We start from the raw sequence: 19292 nt of genomic DNA, 5'->3' as shown, positions 1-19292 counted from the left end.
GAGAGAAGAAGTGCCAATAATCATCTTACAGTGATAAAATGCGCACCTTCTCTCTAGAAAAATGAATAATTTTATTTATTCACATTCCAATGTTTTAAATCATTTCATTATCTATTGTATTTGTCAGCAGTATCGTGTACAACGAAATTAACTATTTTTTACGTACTAATTAAAGAGTTTATAAAAAAAATAAAGAAATATACTTCTTTGATTTACTAATGAAAATATGATTTAATTTTATGCAAATCGAAATGATTACGATTTTAGGTGAATATAAAATGATAGATTATTTAACTTTAATTTCTTAAAAAGAGATTATTCAATTAGGAAAGGAGTTTATAATGATGAACTTACAATATGAAATAAATTCTGTTTTAACTAGAACGGGTTATAAGATGACGAATAATAGAAAACTATTAATTAAATTGATAAGTAACAAAAACAGTGAATTTATTTCTGCCAGAATTCTTCATAAAGAGGCTAAATTAAAAATCCCCGGAATCAGTTTAGATACGGTTTACAGAACATTGGTTTTGTTGGAAAAAAAAGGATTTATAGAGAAGAAAGGTATGTGGGAAAGAGAATGTAAATATCAATTAGTGACTGAAAATACGAGGAGTATGATAAAATGCTTGAATTGTGGGAAAAGTGAATCTCTGGATAAAGATAACTGTCCTATAGATTTCTCAAAGGTTTCCTTTAATAATCAATTTAAATTACAAAGGTTTGAGTTTTATGGGTACTGTTACGATTGTTTAGAGAAATAGGTAGTAAATCACGTTACATCAAGGGTATTGAATGATAGATATACAATAGTTAATTAAAAATATTGCCCTAATTACTCACATAACATAAACAAGTTCAACTTCGAACTGTAATAGTAGGTTATATCTATAGATTCTCTCTAAACTTTATAATGTAAATCGTAATTATTTCGATTTATGTTGTGAAATAGAACAAGGAAAAATGGAAAATAGGATTCATAATTAACGAGATTCATTTAGCAGTAGTAATTAGCTTTTTATAAAAGGAGGAATATACATGATTACGATTATAGGAGGAGGCCCAGCAGGGATTGGTATGGGTGTTCTATTAAAGCAGAATGGAATAGATGATTTTATTATTTTAGAGAGGGATCAAGTTGGTTCAACATTCTTTCAATGGCCTGAAGAAACAAGGTTTATCACACCATCTTTTACTGCTCATGGTTTTAGTTATTTAGATTTAAACGCGATTTTACCTGATACGTCACCTGCATATACTTTTGGAAAAGAACACTTATCAGGGGAGGAATATGGCGAATATTTATGTATGATTGTTGAACACTACAAGTTGCCAGTTAGTGAAAATACACAAGTACATAAAGTAGAAAAAAGGGAAGAAGAGTATTGGGTACAAACAAGCGAGAAGGGTGATGGTTTTTTCTCAGATTCAGTTATTATTGCTTGTGGCGAATTCCAATTTCCAAAACGTCCTTTTAAATATGGTATACATTACGGCGATGTTACCTCATGGAAAGAAATTGAAGGGGATAGAATCATTATTGGTGGTGGTGAGAGCGCAGCGGATGCGGCCTATCACTTAAATAAAGAAGGGAGAAAAGTGGATGTATATTACTCTGCGAAACAGTGGTTTGATATTGAGGTAGATCCTAGTAGGACCTTATCGCCATTTACAAGAGAAAGGCTTGAATCAACAAAAGCGCTTAATAGAATCTTTGAACATCCAATGAGTAGAGCAATCTCCGTCGAAAAGGACGATGAAAAAGACATGTTTCTCATTCAATTCGAGAATGGTGATGTTGTAGAAACAAAATGGGAACCAATTATCTGTACTGGTTTTGGGAGCGGTGCGAAGCAATTCAAGGAGTTATTTGAATGGAACGAAGAAGGATTACCAATCTTAACTGAAAAGGATGAGTCCACGCAAGCCCCTTCAGTATATTTGATTGGACCGAATGTAAGGCAAAGTAATACAATTTTTTGTTTTATTTATAAATTCCGCCAAAGGTTTGCCATTATTGCTGAGGATATCTTTTTCCATCATAATCTTACTCGCAATCAAGAGGTTTTTGAAATGTATAAGAAGTCTGCCATGTACCTTGATGACTTATCTTGTTGTGAGAAAGGGTGCGCCTGTTAGGAGATAAATATGAAAATTGTATTATTAGGTTTAGAATCATCAGGAAAAACTACGCTACTCAAAGGATTATTACAAAAAAAATTCCCTACTCAGGGATCTAATGTTAAAGGATCTACCTCTACAATACTAGAAGTGAATGAAAACCAGACCCGGTATATGGATACACCTGGAATCCGTATAGGAAGTGAATTAGTCTCAAGTCAATATACAAGAAAAATGATAAAATCTGCAGATCAATATTGGTTTATAGTTAGAGGCACCCACTTTAAAGAGGAGATTGAAGTCTTAACAGAAGTTTTCCCTTTTGAAGATAAGCCGATTGCTGTCATAGTTAGCTTTGAAGATAAAATGGATCAAGAATCACTAAATGAATTAAATGATTTTAAAGAAAAAAACAAATTCCCTTTATTTATAATGGACACACGAAGAGTTGATTCAAGAGTTGGGGATAAAATACGTGAGTTAGCAAGATCAGTTACTTTTGCAGAAAGTGTGGAAATTAATAATTTACGTATAAAAAAAATAAAGGACTTAAAATCACTGTTCCAAGTGCGAATCTTAGGGCCTTATGTGGCTCTTATAACTTTACTAGTTATCTATTCCCTCCCAATCTTTTTAGCCTACCAGTTTTCAAAAAGAGTAGAGGGCATTGTAGAATCAACCATTGTTAATTCTCTTATTAGATGGAGTGGAGGGGCTTCTGAAACCTTAAAAACTGTGCTCTTTGGAGATTTTGGACTACTATCATTGGGAATCTACTCCTTCATTTGGGCTTTTCCAGTTGTGATTTTATTCGGCTTAGCTATTGCGATTACAGAAGAAAGTGGATTAAAGGATCAAATTACAGATGCACTTAATCCACTTATGAGAAAAGTTGGTTTAACCGGACAAGATCTTGTTCCTATCATTAACGGTTTTGGATGCAATGTTGTTGCAATACAATCTAGTCGAAGTTGCAACATTTGTACTAGGAAGAACTGTATTTCAGTTATTTCCTTTGGCTCTGCCTGTAGCTATCAGCTAGGAGCGTCTCTATCTGTCTTTGGTGCTTCAGGACATATCTTTCTTATTATCCCGTATATATTCATCTTGATATTAATATCACTTATTCACGGGGGAATTTGGAATAAAAAAACATTGGTACCAATGTTTAAAAAAAGAGAGACTTTCTTGCAATGGCCTTCCGGACAAACTTTATCCTATAGACTAAAGCCTGTTTTAAGTCAATTTCTTGTCCAAGCTATGCCAATTTTTTTAATTATTTGCCTGGTTGCTTCATTATTTGATTTTCTGGGATGGATGGAAATTTTAAAGGAGTTTATCGCACCCTTATTGGTTGTTATTGGCTTATCTATTGATATAGCCCCTGCATTTGTTGCAAGTTTATTCCGTAAGGACGGAATATTATTATTGAATGAAGGTTCCGGAATTATGGCAGAACAAATAGCAGTAGGAGAACTATTTATTGCGGTTTTCCTCTGTAGTACATTTACTTCCTGTTTAGTAACCTTAGTAAAAATAATGAAAGAACTTTCTTTTAAAGAGGCATTCTTATTAGCTGGAAAACAAATGATAACAAGTATTTTAAGCGTTATTTTGTTTTCCATTCTTTTATCGTTGTATAATTAAGTTTCTCACTTACTATCATAAATAATAAACCCAAATGATGAAGTTAGAGGAAAGAATCATATGGAATGAATTGTATTATTTATTCCCCAGTACTTTTTACTATTAAAAAGTACTATATAAAGTAAGAGCAGATTTGATAGTGACTTTATCAAAAGCTGCTCTTACTTTTGTTTATATTAGTAATAGCCTGTCTATACTATTCGGTTATATCTACATATTCATATAAAAAGACATCCTTTGGAGCTTGGATTTTCTTAGAAGTGATTAATTGGATCACTGGAACGGTCTCACCATTATAGCTTCCCTTAGTTAATTTCCCTTTAATAGTGTACCAACTATTCGTTTTCATTTTTTTTACATGACCATTAACCTGGTAACCATATAAGTTAGCATCAACGATACAACAGGTCATGGAAAGGCGAGCAATAGCAATTTGATTTTTCGGAAACTGATTCTCTCGATATACAAAACCTGAAATTTCTATTTTTCTTCCTTCGATATCTTCAATATTTGTCATTAAATAGTCCAAGACTTGAAAATAATTTTTATCGTCAACTTTTATTACATCATGTTGATGGAATGTTTCGTTCTTGGCAGAATCGTCAGACTGAATCTGTTTTTGAACAATTCCTCTCTTTGCCAATACATCTTCGCTTAATGTGAAATTAGTCAATGTAAACCCAAGTAAAATTGGTATCAAAAATAGACCATATTTGGAAATGGAGGTAAGAGACGACTTTGATTTCTCTTGATCTGTTTCACATCCACAGCAATGAACATTCTTTTTTTCTTTTTTCATTCGTAAACATCCCACAATCAAAAATGCTGCTAAGGAAATTAATGAGTATGACAGCATTTTCGGAGCAATTAATTGAGTTAAATTTCCAGATACATATAGCTTGAAAATCATTAGACCTAATCCAAGCAACAATAACGCTTCAAATTTATAAGTAATATTTTTCACTACAAACCTCCTCTACTGATCCAGACCCCTGCTAACAGGCATAAACTAAGGACGACTAAGAAGACTAGCAATATATATATAAATACAAAACGCCATTTAAAGCATGACATCATGATAAGAGTGTTTTTCAGGTCGAGCATAGGCCCAAATACTAGGAATCCCAAAATTGAACCCGGTAAAAAACTATGGGAAAAGGAGGCAGCCACAAAAGCATCTGCTGATGAACAAAGGGAGAGTATATATGCTATTCCCATCATCAGTACTGTTCCTTGGATTTGTGAATTTCCAAGTTCGGCTAGTATTGTCCTATCAACACAAACTTGAAACACACTGGCAAATACTGCACCTATGATAAAATATTTCCCCACCATAAAAAACTCATCAGTAATATGATTAATTAAATGAGTTAATTTATGTGATAAAGAGGAAAAGTGGTCGTGTTGAGTATGATTGTGCTCATTTGCATTTTCTTTAATAATGTCTTTTCTACAAAAAATATAAACGAATGCACCTACTATAATGGCGGTAAGTATACAAATGATGACCCGTCCATATATAATTTCTGGGTTCTTTTGAAAAGCGTAATAGGTAGATCCAAATACTATGATATTTAAAATGGGTGCAGTGACTAATAGAACGACACCTGCATGTATAGGGACACCCTTAATAATCAGCCTACGAACGACTGGTATAATTGCACATTCGCATACAGGTACGATCAGTGCGGCAACGATAGACCAAAAGAGTGCGGCAATTGGTTTTTTTGGTATCATTCGCTGAATTAATTCTTCACTAATAAATAAGTGTATGAACGAGGAAGCGATTGCTCCAAGAAAGAGAAAGGGAATGGATTCTAAGAATAGTCCTAAAAATACAACGAACATTGAATTCAGCATTGGCATGGTTGATAGATTAATTTGAGTCGGAATAAAGCGTTCTCCCAAAAAGAAGAATCCTAGAAAAAGAAGTGATAGGATAAAAAATAATAGATTTGCCGAATAGCGTTTAAAACGCATCATATTAAGAACCACCTTCCTTACAAATCTTAATAATTACGATTTATGTTAATAAAGCATATGCTTGTCTTTATTCAACATGCTCACTTTTTTTTCAAGTAGACATAGTTGTTAAAAGAAAAAGACTCAAAGTTTAGTAAATTCTTGATAGACTCTCTGATAGAAAATAAGTAGTTTTTTTGTCTTTAACCACTTATAAATAATTGATTTATGAAAGTAAATAATATATGGTTATAGAACAAAGCGTAATGATTACGATTTATTATATTTTCGTACTCTTCAAAGTATTCCAGCGTAAAATGAATTTTTCTAGAGACTTGTTTAGGGACCAATCATGTGATCACTAAATGGTTTCTAAATTGTACAGAACTTTTGTACTTAACTAAATTAAGAGGAATTCCATGTAGTTTTAGAAAAAGGTAAGGTGATAACATGATACTTTCAGCAAAGTACCGCGAAATTGTTGTTGAGGATGGGCAGTCCATTAATATACGACCGTACTCATTCCTTCGAGCTACTACAAAAGAATGGATTAAAATTCTGGGTAATATTACTGCGTTCTTAGAAGGGAGAAGTTCAGTAGGCAGCTTGGAACTATTTATTCAAAATGCAGGGTGGGTTGAATTGACCCAGGTTTTGAAGGGAATATAACCCCCAACCCCTTGAGCTTTTTTACGCGAATAGAATCCCGATAAAATTAATATAGATCGTTGAATTTGTCAACTTGTCTTTACAGAAGTGGATCAACAAGCAAAATTATACAATGGTAAATACTTTGGTCAAAAAAATGCGACTTCAAGTAGAATTAATAAGGATTTAGAACCTTAAAGAAAGAGATGAAAGATGTTATTTATAAAAAAACCTTGTAAATAGTAATTGTTACGATTTATAATGGTATAGCTATTAATCATAGCGGGAAAGAAAAAGCAAACCTTAATAATAAAGTATAGCTGTGTATTATTACATTTTAAATCGTAATATTTACGATTTGTATATACGTGGTTATATTCAATTAATTATATATGGGTGCTTTTTGAAAGGAGTGAAAATGTGGGTTCGAAAAGAATTCCAGTTACAGTACTAAGTGGTTATCTTGGTTCAGGAAAGACAACACTACTAAATCACATTTTAACTAATCGGGATAATCTTAAAGTAGCTGTCATTGTCAATGATATGAGTGTAGTAAATATTGATGCTACCTTGGTTAAAAAAGGGGGATTTTCTAAAACTAACGAGAAACTGGTAGAAATGCAAAATGGCTGTATATGCTGTACGCTTAGAGAAGATTTACTGATTGAAGTGGAAAAGCTTGCACAGCTAGGAGATATTGATTATATAGTTATAGAATCAAGTGGAATAAGTGAACCAATACCCGTAGCTCAGACCTTCACCTATGTTGATGAAAGTTTGGGAATAGATTTGTCTAGATTATGTAAGCTGGATACTATGGTTACCGTTTTAGATGCTAATCGTTTTTGGCATGATTACGCATCAGGAGAAACTCTATTGGATCGTAAGCAGGCAGTTGATGAAACTGATGAGAGGGAAATAGCCGATTTATTAATTGATCAAATTGAATTTGCTAATGTGATTGTACTGAACAAAGTCGATTTAGTATCGTCAACAAATGTTCAAGAACTAAAATCAGTTTTACAAAAATTCAATCCAGAGGCCCGTATTATTGAGAGTGAATATTCACGTGTACCACTTACTCAGGTTCTAAACACAGGACTTTTTGATTTTGAGACCTCCAGTCAGGGGGCAGGGTGGCTTAAAGAATTAAATGAAGAGCATGTCCCAGAAACAGAAGAGTATGGTATAGCATCATTTGTATATCGCCGAAATAAGCCATTCCACCCAGAAAGGCTAATGAAATGGATACATAATTGGCCAGTAGAGGTGGTACGCTCTAAAGGATTTCTTTGGTTAGCTACTCGGAACGACATTTCCGGACTTCTCTCGCAAGCTGGACCTTCTCTAACTATTCAGGCAGCAGGAAACTGGATAGTGAGCTATCCCGAAGAAGAGCGAATGCAAATTTTAAAAGATGAACCAGAACTCTTGGATAATTGGGACGAAACATTTGGTGACCGTTTAACTGAATTGGTTATGATTGGAATTAATATGAATCAAAAAGAAATTGAAAAAACCTTGGACGAATGCTTACTTTCGGAAGCAGAAATGAATCAAGATTGGTCGGAATTTAAAGACCCACTACCTTCTTTTTAACAAATATGAGTAAATTTAAAACAATGTAGGAGGAAAAAAGATGAGAATTAATATTACGTTAGCATGTACGGAAACTGGAGATCGCAATTATATTACTACAAAGAATAAACGAAATAACCCGGATAGAATTGAACTAATGAAATATTGTCCACGATTAAAAAGACGTACGTTACACAGAGAAACCAAATAAAGTATTAAGAGCATAAATTAAAAAAGCAAAAGCATTTATAGTAAAACGTAATCGTTTCGATTTGTAAAAGGAGAATTATTATGGCGAAAAAATCAAAAGTTGTTAAAGAACAAAAAAGGCAGGAGATGGTGATGAAATATGCAGCCATTCGTGCAGAGTTAAAAGAAAAAGGTGATTTTGAAGCACTAAGAAAACTTCCTAGAGATTCTTCACCTACACGGCTTAAGAACAGATGTGAAGTAACTGGAAGGCCAAGAGGTTATCTAAGAAAGTTCAAAATGTCTAGGATTGCTTTTAGAGAGTATGCTCACAAAGGTCAAATACCGGGTGTGAAGAAAGCTAGTTGGTAAAATATTCAATCTCCCAACCACCGGATGTTAAAATCTGGTGGTTGGTGTTTTTATGTAAATATTAAGGGGTGAAAATATGGAGCAGATTAATCCTATCTTAATGGAATTTTTACTTCGCAGTGTTATCAAAAAATTACCTGATATACACAGAGAAGTTTACCAGTATATTGAGAGTATGGAATATCAATTAGAGGAAGTTTCTGTGGATGAAAAGCAGTTTCTTCAGTTAATGATTGAAAAATCTCCATTTAAAGCGGCAGCAGATCACTTCTCTCTCCATATCTCTACAATAAAGGAAATAATGGATGAGGCACAAATGGAAATAGATAAATCTATAGATGAACGGTGTAATCGAATTAAATGGATTGATTATACCGATAAATTTAAGCAATCCGATAAAACTACCCAGCGAGCATTTATCTTCTTATCTTAACCTTAAAACCATCTGCGCTAAAGATAACTGAACCATTCTAATTTAAGTATTGAGTTATCTTCCAATGATACTTCATTAATTTCCTTTTGAGATAAGGGAAAAAGACTAATCTGGTGACTAGTGCACTATGCACAGTCCCGTTTACACTCACAATTTAACATTGGATGCATGCTATAAACTAGGTATATTGATGAGAAACAACAAATGGAGAGAATTTGCATATAAGGATTGCGTCTTCTTACATTAAGTAATTATGATATTGATTATACATAAGGAGGTAGTTATGTTTAAGTGGATTATTGTTGGAGGCGGCATACAGGGAACCACATTAGCCACATTTTTATTAAAGACTGGCAAGGTAACCATTAATGAGTTAGCTATTATTGATAAAAATGCTAGGCCTTTGGAAAAGTGGAAAAAACGAGCTGATATCATATCAATGCCATTCCTTCGGTCACCGGTTGTACACCACATCGATGTTAAACCAGATAGTTTAAAAAGCTACGTGAAAAGAAACAAAAAGGATTGGCCTACAGCTCTGTACGGATATTATAAACGTCCTTCACTTGATGCTTTCAATGAACACTGTAATCAGCTTATGGAAGAGGTAGCAATTAAAAAAGCTTGGATACAAGGAGAAGCATTAACCCTTGAAAAGACAGATGATCGTTGGTCTGTTTCCTTAACTAATGGGCAGAAAGTATATGGGAAAAATCTTGTCTTAGCTTTGGGGATAGGTGAACAACTTATGTGGCCTGAATGGGCAAGAGATTTGAAGAAAAGAAACCCAGATAAGGTATTACATATTTTCGATGATAAAGTACTGGATTTCACTTCAATTATGACACCTATTGCTATCATAGGTGGTGGCATTACAGCTGCACATCTAGCTGTAAAAATGTCAAACCATTTTCCTGCTGAAGTTACATTAATAAAAAGGCACCCCTTTCGAATCCATACCTTTGATAGTGATCCAGCGTGGCTTGGACCAAAGAATCAGACGGGGTATCGAAAAATAACGGACTACCGAATGCGAAGAGAACAAATCAAAAACGCCAGACATAGAGGGTCACTTCCGCAAGATTTATATGCAACCTTAAAAAATAGTATAAGAAAAGGAACAATCCGTGTTGCCGATCATGAAGTGATGGCGATAAAAATAGAAGATAAAAGGGTGCACTTATTCGACGACAAAAATAATAAAATCGGAACCTTTGGAATGGTAATATTAGCTACTGGTTTTGAATCATCTTTACCCGGTAAATCTCTAATACAACCTATTATAGAAAAATATCATTTAAGGTGTGCAGAATGCGGTTATCCTATTGTTTCAAAAAATTTACAATGGGGAGAAAACTTATATGTGACAGGTGCATTAGCAGAACTTGAAATCGGTCCTATAGCACGTAATATTTCTGGTGCACGTCAAGCTGCAAGTTTAATTGTAAATTCTTTATGCTAAAACATATCGTGTAAATCGAAATGATTACTACTTATTAGATGGTGAGGGAAGTGATATAAAAAAATTCCGGTTACGGTATTAAGTGGTTATGTAGGGGCAGGAAAGACAACTTTACTGAATCATATTTTAAAAAATAGCCTAGGATTAAAAGTAGCAGTGATAGTAAATGACATGAGTGAAATAAATATTGATAGCGAACTGGTCAAAAAAGGTGGCCATGTTTCTCAGGTAGAAGAGAGGCTTGTTGAATTGTCCAACGGCTGCATTTGCTGTACTTTACGTGAAGACTTACTTCAAGAGGTAGAAAAGTTGGCTAAAGCAGGAGATATTGACTATATTCTCATAGAATCAACTGGGATTAGCGAGCCTATTCCCGTAGCACAAACATTTTCATATATAGATGAGAATATGGGTATCGATTTAACTAAATATTGCCGATTGGATACTATGGTTACGGTTGTAGATGCGAATCGATTCTGGCATGACTTTCAATTAGGGGATTCCTTACTGGATAGAAAGGGAGCAGTAGGCGAGAGTGATGATAGAAATATTGCTGATTTATTGATAGATCAAATTGAATTTTGCGATGTACTCATTCTTAATAAATGTGACTTGATAGAGGATGAAAACTTAAATCAATTAGAGAATGTATTACGTTAATTACAACCTGATGCTAAGCTGATCCGTACAGAAAATAGCCAGATAGATCCAACGCACATTTTGGATACTAGACTGTTTGATTTTGATAAAGCAAGCAGTTCAGCAGGTTGGCTTCAAGAATTAAATGAAGGGTATGCTGCACATACACCTGAGACCGAAGAATATGGAATATCATCGTTTGTTTATGCAAGAAGATTGCCTTTTAATTCAGAGAAATTTTCAACTTGGATACATACAATGCCTAAAGAAATAGTACGAGCTAAAGGGATTGCATGGTGTGCGACCAGAAATAATGTAGCTTTGCTATTTTCACAAGCAGGGCCATCAGTGACACTTGAGCCATTGTCTTATTGGGTTTCCTCTCTATCGGAACTACAACAGGAGGAGATATTTAATAATGAACCATAAATCCTTAAGGAATGGGATATTGAGTATGGAGATCGTCATACTAAGCTAGTCTTCATTGGGATGGATATCAACACAAGAAAACTCACAAAAGAATTGGATGCATGCTTGTTAACGGTAGGTGAGTTAGAAAGCAACTGGGCAGGGTTTCCAGACCCATTTACTTGGAAGGTATAAGATAATTCAGTTTATGAATAGGTGAGATTATATGATAAGTATTCAATTCCTGTGGAAATTAGTTTATTTAAAATGAGCAAACATGAAAACCATGTGAAAAGGAAAACAAAAGTTTGCATCAAATAAAGACATATTATTACTAACATAATTTTTAAGCAACATGTTTATTAAGGAGTAGTTAAAATGGCACAAGTAGAGGTAGTTATCATAAGTGGTTTTCTCGGAAGTGGAAAAACTACTTTGTTGCAGAATCTATTAATGGATGAAAAAGGTAGCGGAAGAAAAGTGGCAGTTTTAATGAATGAATTGGGCGAGAAATCCGTTGATTCAGACATTATAGGGGACAAGGTTCCTCTACAGGAATTGTTAAATGGATGTATCTGTTGCACGGCTAAAGATGAATTGGAAATCTCTTTATTAACATTATTCAATATGCATCAACCTGATGTAATATACATAGAGGCATCTGGTGTGGCCCATCCTATTGAAATCCTGGATGCTTGTCTGTCTCCTGTCATTGCTGATCGTATATCCATACGCTCCATCATAACAACGGTTGATGCATACAGATGGTTACAAAGGAGCAGAAATAGCCCTCAACTGAATCGCTTATATGAAGAGCAAGTAAAACATGGAGATACCTTGATCATCAATAAAGCTATTCGGTTAAGTAAAAAAGAATTGGAGCAAATTAAAGCTGATTTAAAATCAATAAATCCAGGTGCAACTCTTCATATAACTAATTTTTCGAACATATCATTATCAGGTATCCCTTATTCCAATCGTAATTCCATTTGTGAATTTGAGAAGTTGAATGTTCATCAACGTCTGCATATCCAATCATTAACCTATACCTTTACGAATGAAATTAAAAAAACAGATTTTGAAAATTGGTTAATGAAACTTCCTGTTACAATTCACCGAATAAAAGGCTTTGTTCGATTCGAGGAAGAAAAAGGAAAAGTTAATCTATTCCAATATACATACGGGGTACCTTCTTATTATCCACAAGATATTGCTTTTAAAAATCATTTCGTTGTTATTGGAGAAAATCTAGACAGTAGGGAAGTTTATTCTCAATTAAAAGATCTCGATATTAAATAAAATAAGATGTGAATAACAGACGCAAGCACTGCTATATCAAATTTATTGCTGATTACAGGAAATTATGGCCGTCCAGGTACAGGTGCCTATCCCTTAAGAGGCCACAATAACGTACAGGGAGCCTGTGATTTCGGTACAATGCCATCATGGTTTCCTGGTTATGAGCCAGTCGGAAATGCCGAGGTTAGAGAAAAGTATGAAAAAGCATGGGGCGTTGAAATTCCAAAAGATCCTGGAATGGACAACCACACCACATGGTAGAGGCAATCCACAAAGGAAAATTAAAATCCCTTTATCTATTTGGAGAAGAAATGGGGCTTGTGGATGCAAACTCGAACCATGTTCAAAGTGCATTTGAAAAATTAAACTTCTTTGTCGTACAGGATATTTTCTTCTCGAAAACGGCACAATTTGCCGATGTTGTTTTACCGGCATCACCTTCACTTGAAAAAGATTTAAACAATGGACGTTTGCTTGAGCACTTCCATGAAGGAAATATGAGGTACCGGACAGAAGGACTTATCCATAAGGTACCTGGCACATGGCTGGAGGTATCGCACGAATTGGCGGAGGAACGCAATCTCAGTGACGGTACATTAGTTAGATTAAGTTCACCATATGGACAGGTTAAAGTAAGGGCGCTTGTTACGGACCGGGTTAAAGGTTGAAAACTGTCAGAATGACAGAGCTTTCAACTATTTTGACAATTAAAAGAAGACGTGAGAAAAGGGAATCCGATTGTGGAATTCCTTTTTTTATGGCAAGGCGGTAAGAGCAGCTGCTTCTGAAGAGCTTTCGGCTAGTACCGAACAGTCTATAGTAACATCGGATCACATCTCGGAAACGATACAAGCGATAACTTAGAACAATAGTGAACAAAGCCAGTTGACAGTTAACTGTCTAAAGGCGGTTACTGATTCACTAAATAGCATCGTTTCGGTTGCTTCGAATACATCAAAGGTAGCAGAAGTATCATCAAATATGAGAGGGCAAGCTGAAAGTGTTGCAAGCTCAGTAAAAGAAATGTTCGAGCAGATGAAATCTATCAATCTGTCTGTTGACATGGGGGATAAAGGAGTCACCCCATTAGTATTTAGCGCGACAAAAATTAAAGAAATCTCCACTCTAATTACTGATATTTCAGGTCAGACGAATTTACTTGCATTAAACGCTGCAATTGAGGCAGCTAGAGCCGGGGAGAATGGAAAAGGATTCGCAGTTGTTACAGAAGAGGTTAGAAAATTAGCCGATCAAACAACACAATTTGCAAATAATATCCATAAGCTTGTTTCAATCATCCAAAATGAATCAAACTAGACCGTTTTAATAATATTCAAATGTAAGAGATAACGTAGACTCGGGAATAAAGCATTCTGAAGAAACGTAACAAACTTTGAAGAAATTTTAATTTTAATTGAGCAGGTAACATCTCAGATTCAATAAGTGGCAGCCTCTACCCAGATAAATAATGGTTTTGAAGAACTACAGCAAACCATAGAAATAATTGCTGAAGGGTCACAGGAAAAGTTATCTGGTACTGAAACAGCAGCTGCTCTGCTAGTAAGCAGCAATTGGCCTCAATTGAGGAGGTTCCAAATGCAACAATTTCCTTGATCAGATTGTCGGAGGAATTGAAGGAGATGATTTCTCGTTTCAAAGCTTAACTAAAAAAATGCCCCGAAGCGATACAACACCTTTTCGGAATGAACTATTTCTAATGCAATGTGCATGCGAATAGGTGGTTGTGGCTTTAAAAAACATATCTCAGACGTCACCTAGTTTGGTATTTGTATAAATCACATGTAAAGGGGGAAAATGAAAAAAGAAATAATGAAATTTGAAAGGGAAGATGAGAAATCACGAACTCAATAATAGTAGAAATAAATGAGGCTTTTAAAGATGCAGAAGACTTTTTCATAGAACCGTTTATTTTGGATGGTGAAGCAGTCCTTTTACTTGGTTTACATTCAATAGTTAACCTTATAAAAACAAAAGAAATATTAAAAAAAGATATGGATACCAGTGAAGTGATTCATTCAATAAAAGTAAAAAGAACTCTTTTCAACAGAAAAGGTGTTGAAATAAATAGTGAAGAAGCAATAGAGTCTATTCTTCAGGGTAAACTCATTGTTTATTCAAAAGAAAAAAATATAATGTTGCAATTTGAACCACTTCCTAAAGAATTGACTCGGTCAATTGAACCGCCTGCTAATGAAAACGTATTACAAGGTCCTTTAGATTCTTTTATTGAAGATATGTCAACAAATATAGGAATAGTGAGAAAAAAAGTTTCCTCTGCTCAGCTCTCAGTTAAAACCTATACGGTAGGAGGTGATCAAAAAAAGAGTTTATCAATAGTTTATTTGAATGACCGAGCAGATAAAAGTATGATCAAAAAGATCATTTCACATATTGAAATGAATCAACACACAAATATTCTCTATCTTCAGCATCTTTATCGTTTTATGGGTGTGCGAAAATGGGAGGTTATCCCTCAGTTTAATAACACAGAAATGCCATTGGAAGCAGTAGATGGTTTAAACAAAGGAAGGGTCATTCTATTCGTTGACGGTTTTCCCTTTGCGCTTATCTTGCCACATTTATTATGGGATATGTTCGCCCAGGCGAATGACCGGAACTATGCTTACCCAATTATGAGCGCCATCCGATTTTTACGTGTTCTTGGTGCTTTGGTTACCCTTATATTTCCAGCTCTCTATGTGGCCCTTGTTGCTGTAAATCCTGAGATATTAAAAATTGAACTGGCTCTATCGATTGCTCAGAGCAGGGAGGGAATACCCTATCCCCCTTTTGTTGAAATTACAATTATGCTCCTTATTATAGAGTTAATTATTGAAGCGAGTATAAGGCTTCCGCTCAGCATCGGTCCAACGGTAACAATGGTAGGGGGAATTGTCATCGGACAAGCAGTAGTAGACGCGAAGCTGGTTAGCAACCTGTTAATTATCATTGTAGCAGCAACCTCAATTGCGAATTCAACCGTTGTAGGGTTTCAAAATGCCTTAATCCTGCGTTTACTTAAATATGTAGTTGTTATTTTTGCTTCAATGTATGGCGTGTTGGGCATATTATCCGGTCTGGTATTCATAAGCGCTTACTTTGCAAGTCGAGAGATATTTGGAATTCCATACATTAGTTTAGCTAAGAGGAGAGGGGAAATTGGATAAAAGCCTTCAGGTTATATGCATGGGGTTAATGTCTCATTTTGGTCTTATTTTTTTCATTTATCCGGAAAGAATTATTGCCAGCACACAAAAAGGTCACTGGGAACCGATTTTAATTCAATGTGTCATATTTATTCTATTTTTATGGCTTTACCTAAAGGGGCTTTCTTATTTTCCCGAACAGAATATTATTAGTATTTTAAAGATCTTAGGTAAAGCTTTTTCTTTCACATTACTTTTTCCTGTTCTTCTTTACTTAGTCATAACTACTATTGAACTTGTTAGCGCCTATGCAGAAGTGACCAACATTATCTTTTTAGCGAATACTCCTACATGGGCAATTATTACATTAATGCTCCTTATTTCAACTTATATCGCCGTAAAAGGAATAGAAACCATCTTACGTACAGCCTTATTAATATTCTGTATCTTTTTCCCGTTAATCTTACTTATGCTTTTGCTTTGCTTTCAAGACATTGATTGGCATAATGCCTTTCCGATTATGGATACCGACTTTTCTTTTTTTCGACAACCTCCCTATTATACAAGTTTTTTTTCTTTCGCCATTGTTTTTTCATTTTTAGGTTTTCTTCCTAAAAAAATATCGTATAACTCTAAAAAAATCATGTTTGCAGTCTTTTTGCTTATCCCATTTTTTTTCTTATCCGTTTATTTACCTCTTTTAACCTTTGGAAATGAAACGGCTAGTACGCTGCTTTTTCCCTTTATAACCACATTGGATAAAGTTCAGCTTCAATGGCTTATATTTGACAGGGCTACCTTGTTTTTTGCGTTAAGCCTAGTTACCTTTATCATGTTGCTTACTTCCTTACTTTTATGGCAGTCCTCTATAATAATGAATCAATATTTCTCGGGATTAAAGCAAAAATATCATATTGTAGCCTTATCTCTTAGCATTCTTATCATTTGCTTATGTATTCCTAGTTGGCAAGAGACTGAGAAGTTGCTATGGTGGAATACTTCTTTCCGATTTTATATTTTAATCGTACTCCCTTTAATTATATTCCTAATCGGTGTAAGGAGAAAAAGACTATCATGAGAAGTATTATGATTTGTTTTAAACTAGTACTTAGTCTATGTATATTGATGCCATTAAGTGGTTGCTGGGATATTAAAGACATTAATCATCGAGCCTTTCCGATTGCAATGGGAATTACTAAAGAAGGAGAAAAATTCAAAGTCTTACTTCAAATTCCTATTTCTTCAGAGGGTGTTCAGAAACAGACAATTGTCAAAGGAACAGGATTAACCATTTTAAAGGCTGTAGAGGACATTAGAACTAATATGGAAAGCAGTGTAGACTTATTGCACATAAGGATAATCATATTTGATCGAAAATTAGTAGAAGAAGGAGGGATGGAAGAACCGATTAACACATTTATGAGAATTCGTGAAATATCTTCAAAAACATTAATCGCAATATGTGATGATAATATAGATGCTTTTTTCTTAACAATCAAAAAAAATCAAGAAAAAGGGATACATCTTTATGACTTTTTTGAGAAATATGCAGGTTGGACCCCACAAATATCTTTAACACGTCTATGGCATGTTTATCGAGCTCTTAATTCCTACACTCAAAATGTAGCAATTCCTATTGTCAAATCAGGGGAAAACACCCCAGTTACATATGCAGGTTCTGCAGTGATGAAAAGAGGAAAAATCGTTTCTAAAATGGATCCTAAAGAAACCCTCCTTTTTAATGCCTTTCATGGGAACAGTATGAAGGGAAGGGTAGAAGTAATGGAACATGCAACCATCATGATTGTTGGAAATACAGGTTTTCATAAAGGAGAACTAAGAAATCATATTCCATATATGTTCTCAACGATTCGTTTAGATGTAGTTATTCAAGAGAGAAGAGGAAAAGTTTCCAATGCGATAATTAAAAAAGAGCTGGAAAAGGTAATGGCAAATCGTTTTGATGGAATGCTGAAACGATTTCAAAAGCAAGAAGCAGATGTCTTCGGTTTGGGACAATACTACAGAAATAAAATTCCTTATGAGGAATTGAAGGACTGGCGAAAGAAATATTATCCCAATCTAGAAATGAAGCTTACCATTCATACTACAATACAAAACGAGGGAAATATCAAGACTATAATTGACAAATAGATATTGGATATCATACAAAAAATGGATAGGCTTTAATTTTAAAATGATCATTATCAAGAGCCCCATGCATCATGGTGCTCAGATGGTTTTTTCTAATGGCTGTTTTTTGTTTATTTGGTATGAGTGCATCTGTAAAAGAGTTTGATCCATTAATTGAAACAGTGGAAGAAAACAATCCTGAAGAAACCAAACGAAGTGAAGAAATGTTTGCGGTACCCCTAAGTGAAAGTTAATGGATAACATTGTGATATGTAGCAAATGCGTTGGGAATTATTGGTTAGTTATAATTTTTTACTAATCGTTCTAAAAAGGGTATCATTTAATCATGGTTTGAAATTCATGTGTTTATTTTAGAACGCTCATTCTACAATAGATTATGACGTTTGTTTTTGTTAGTATTGGTTCATGGATTTTTTTTAAGGAGAAATAAAATGGCTAGAAGTAAAGAGTTTGACGAAAAAGCAGTATTAAGAAAAGCAATGGAGCTTTTCTGGGCACAGGGTTATGAAAAAACATCCATGCAAGATTTGGTGGATCATATGGGGATACACCGCAGGAGTATATATGATACATTTGGTGACAAGCGTTCATTGTTCTTAGCTTCCCTTAATCACTATGAAGAGCTCATCGTCAATGAGATGGAAAGCATAATTAGTAGTACTTCATCCATCAAACAGACGATCCGTGATGTTTTTCTTTTCGTACTGAATTCCATTGAACAATACCCAAAAGGTTGTCTATCAGTAAATGCAGCCATTGAATTATCTTTGTTGGACAAAGAAATTGGACGCATAGTTACAAAAATGTTTAACCGTACTGAAGATATGTTTAATAACCTTATAAAACGGGGCCAGACTAGTGGAGAGCTATCAAAAGAAATCGATTCTGATATCACATCTCGTTTCTTACACAACAATTTGGTAGGTATAAGAGTACTAATAAAAACTAATTACAATAAAAAAGAATTAGAAGGCATCATCACTCTAGCACTTTCAGTGTTGGACTAGCTTTCTTTTTTTACCCTTTTTAGAATGTTCATTCTAAAATTAAACGATGAAGGAAGCTAAGAAAACAGAAGTAATGGTTGGAATTGAGCCAACAGGCCACTACTGGATGAACTTAGCTAATTTCTTAGATCATTACGGTATCCCACTAGTCATGGTGAATCCAATGCATGTCAAACGATCGAAGGAACTAGACGATAATTTAC

General features: G+C 34.5%; 18 protein-coding genes and 3 pseudogenes. 19 read left to right on the top strand and 2 right to left on the bottom strand.

What is annotated here, in order from left to right:
* Positions 1 to 341: 341 nt before the first annotated feature.
* From N0M92_RS25510 to N0M92_RS25500, 3 genes are all read left to right on the top strand, one after another.
* A complete protein-coding gene (locus N0M92_RS25510) occupies positions 342 to 767 on the top strand; it encodes a Fur family transcriptional regulator (RefSeq protein WP_260288427.1) in 426 nt (141 codons plus the stop codon).
* Positions 768 to 1041: 274 nt separating this feature from the next.
* Positions 1042 to 2142 (top strand): NAD(P)/FAD-dependent oxidoreductase, encoded by a 1101-nt coding sequence (locus N0M92_RS25505; RefSeq protein ID WP_260288426.1) that lies wholly within the window; start codon positions 1042 to 1044, stop codon positions 2140 to 2142.
* Positions 2143 to 2151: 9 nt separating this feature from the next.
* Positions 2152 to 3771 carry a nucleoside recognition domain-containing protein gene (locus N0M92_RS25500; RefSeq protein ID WP_260288425.1) on the top strand — a complete coding sequence of 540 codons (1620 nt, stop codon included), beginning with the start codon at positions 2152 to 2154 and terminating at the stop codon, positions 3769 to 3771.
* 196 nt (positions 3772 to 3967) lie between these two features.
* Here the strand turns inward: N0M92_RS25500 and N0M92_RS25495 are convergent, their stop codons facing one another.
* Entirely contained in the window at positions 3968 to 4735 is a 768-nt protein-coding gene (locus N0M92_RS25495; RefSeq protein WP_260288424.1) for a TIGR03943 family putative permease subunit, read from the bottom strand.
* A complete protein-coding gene (locus N0M92_RS25490) occupies positions 4735 to 5754 on the bottom strand; it encodes a permease (RefSeq protein WP_230160228.1) in 1020 nt (339 codons plus the stop codon). Before N0M92_RS25490 ends, N0M92_RS25495 begins: the two co-directional genes overlap by 1 nt.
* Positions 5755 to 6183: 429 nt before the next feature.
* Here N0M92_RS25490 and N0M92_RS29535 point away from each other — a divergent pair, with 429 nt between their 5' ends.
* From N0M92_RS29535 to N0M92_RS25410, 16 genes and pseudogenes are all read left to right on the top strand, one after another.
* Entirely contained in the window at positions 6184 to 6402 is a 219-nt protein-coding gene (locus N0M92_RS29535; RefSeq protein WP_397443923.1) for a dCTP deaminase domain-containing protein, read from the top strand.
* 399 nt (positions 6403 to 6801) lie between these two features.
* Positions 6802 to 7980, top strand: a complete 1179-nt coding sequence (locus tag N0M92_RS25480; RefSeq protein WP_260288423.1) for a GTP-binding protein — start codon at positions 6802 to 6804, stop codon at positions 7978 to 7980.
* A 40-nt stretch (positions 7981 to 8020) separates the two neighbouring features.
* Positions 8021 to 8170 (top strand): 50S ribosomal protein L33, encoded by a 150-nt coding sequence (rpmG, locus tag N0M92_RS25475; protein WP_098373698.1) that lies wholly within the window; start codon positions 8021 to 8023, stop codon positions 8168 to 8170.
* 80 nt (positions 8171 to 8250) lie between these two features.
* Entirely contained in the window at positions 8251 to 8520 is a 270-nt protein-coding gene (gene rpsN, locus N0M92_RS25470) for a 30S ribosomal protein S14 (protein WP_214795881.1), read from the top strand.
* 76 nt (positions 8521 to 8596) lie between these two features.
* Positions 8597 to 8953 (top strand): hypothetical protein, encoded by a 357-nt coding sequence (locus N0M92_RS25465; protein WP_260288422.1) that lies wholly within the window; start codon positions 8597 to 8599, stop codon positions 8951 to 8953.
* Between the two features lie 283 nt (positions 8954 to 9236).
* A complete protein-coding gene (locus tag N0M92_RS25460; RefSeq protein ID WP_260288421.1) occupies positions 9237 to 10415 on the top strand; it encodes an FAD/NAD(P)-binding protein in 1179 nt (392 codons plus the stop codon).
* Positions 10416 to 10478: 63 nt separating this feature from the next.
* A pseudogene (locus N0M92_RS25455) lies at positions 10479 to 11657 on the top strand (GTP-binding protein).
* A 183-nt stretch (positions 11658 to 11840) separates the two neighbouring features.
* Positions 11841 to 12761 (top strand): CobW family GTP-binding protein, encoded by a 921-nt coding sequence (locus N0M92_RS25450; RefSeq protein WP_260288420.1) that lies wholly within the window; start codon positions 11841 to 11843, stop codon positions 12759 to 12761.
* Positions 12762 to 12776: 15 nt separating this feature from the next.
* Positions 12777 to 13426: pseudogene (locus N0M92_RS25445) on the top strand (molybdopterin oxidoreductase family protein); the annotation flags it as partial.
* Positions 13427 to 13742: 316 nt separating this feature from the next.
* Complete coding sequence (locus N0M92_RS25440) at positions 13743 to 14078, top strand: methyl-accepting chemotaxis protein (protein WP_397443922.1); 336 nt, start codon at positions 13743 to 13745, stop codon at positions 14076 to 14078.
* 539 nt (positions 14079 to 14617) lie between these two features.
* On the top strand, positions 14618 to 15949 hold the full coding sequence (locus N0M92_RS25435) for a spore germination protein (RefSeq protein WP_311202603.1): 1332 nt from the start codon (positions 14618 to 14620) through the stop codon (positions 15947 to 15949).
* Positions 15942 to 17006 carry a spore germination protein gene (locus tag N0M92_RS25430; RefSeq protein ID WP_260288418.1) on the top strand — a complete coding sequence of 355 codons (1065 nt, stop codon included), beginning with the start codon at positions 15942 to 15944 and terminating at the stop codon, positions 17004 to 17006. The genes N0M92_RS25435 and N0M92_RS25430 overlap by 8 nt, the downstream gene beginning before the upstream one ends.
* On the top strand, positions 17003 to 18082 hold the full coding sequence (locus N0M92_RS25425) for a Ger(x)C family spore germination protein (protein ID WP_260288417.1): 1080 nt from the start codon (positions 17003 to 17005) through the stop codon (positions 18080 to 18082). The genes N0M92_RS25430 and N0M92_RS25425 overlap by 4 nt, the downstream gene beginning before the upstream one ends.
* Positions 18083 to 18177: 95 nt before the next feature.
* Positions 18178 to 18315, top strand: a complete 138-nt coding sequence (locus N0M92_RS25420; protein WP_260288416.1) for a hypothetical protein — start codon at positions 18178 to 18180, stop codon at positions 18313 to 18315.
* 198 nt (positions 18316 to 18513) lie between these two features.
* The gene (locus tag N0M92_RS25415) at positions 18514 to 19089 is read left to right on the top strand and encodes a TetR/AcrR family transcriptional regulator (RefSeq protein WP_260288415.1); all 576 of its coding nucleotides are present in this window, start codon (positions 18514 to 18516) and stop codon (positions 19087 to 19089) included.
* A gap of 46 nt (positions 19090 to 19135) precedes the next feature.
* Positions 19136 to 19292 (top strand): annotated as a pseudogene (locus N0M92_RS25410) (IS110 family transposase); the annotation flags it as partial.

It is taken from the genome of Peribacillus aracenensis, from assembly GCF_025175645.1.
Classification (GTDB): Bacteria; Bacillota; Bacilli; order Bacillales; family DSM-1321; genus Peribacillus; species Peribacillus aracenensis.
The sequence above is the reverse complement of the archived record's forward strand: the minus strand, read 5'-3'. Positions and strand labels throughout refer to the sequence as shown.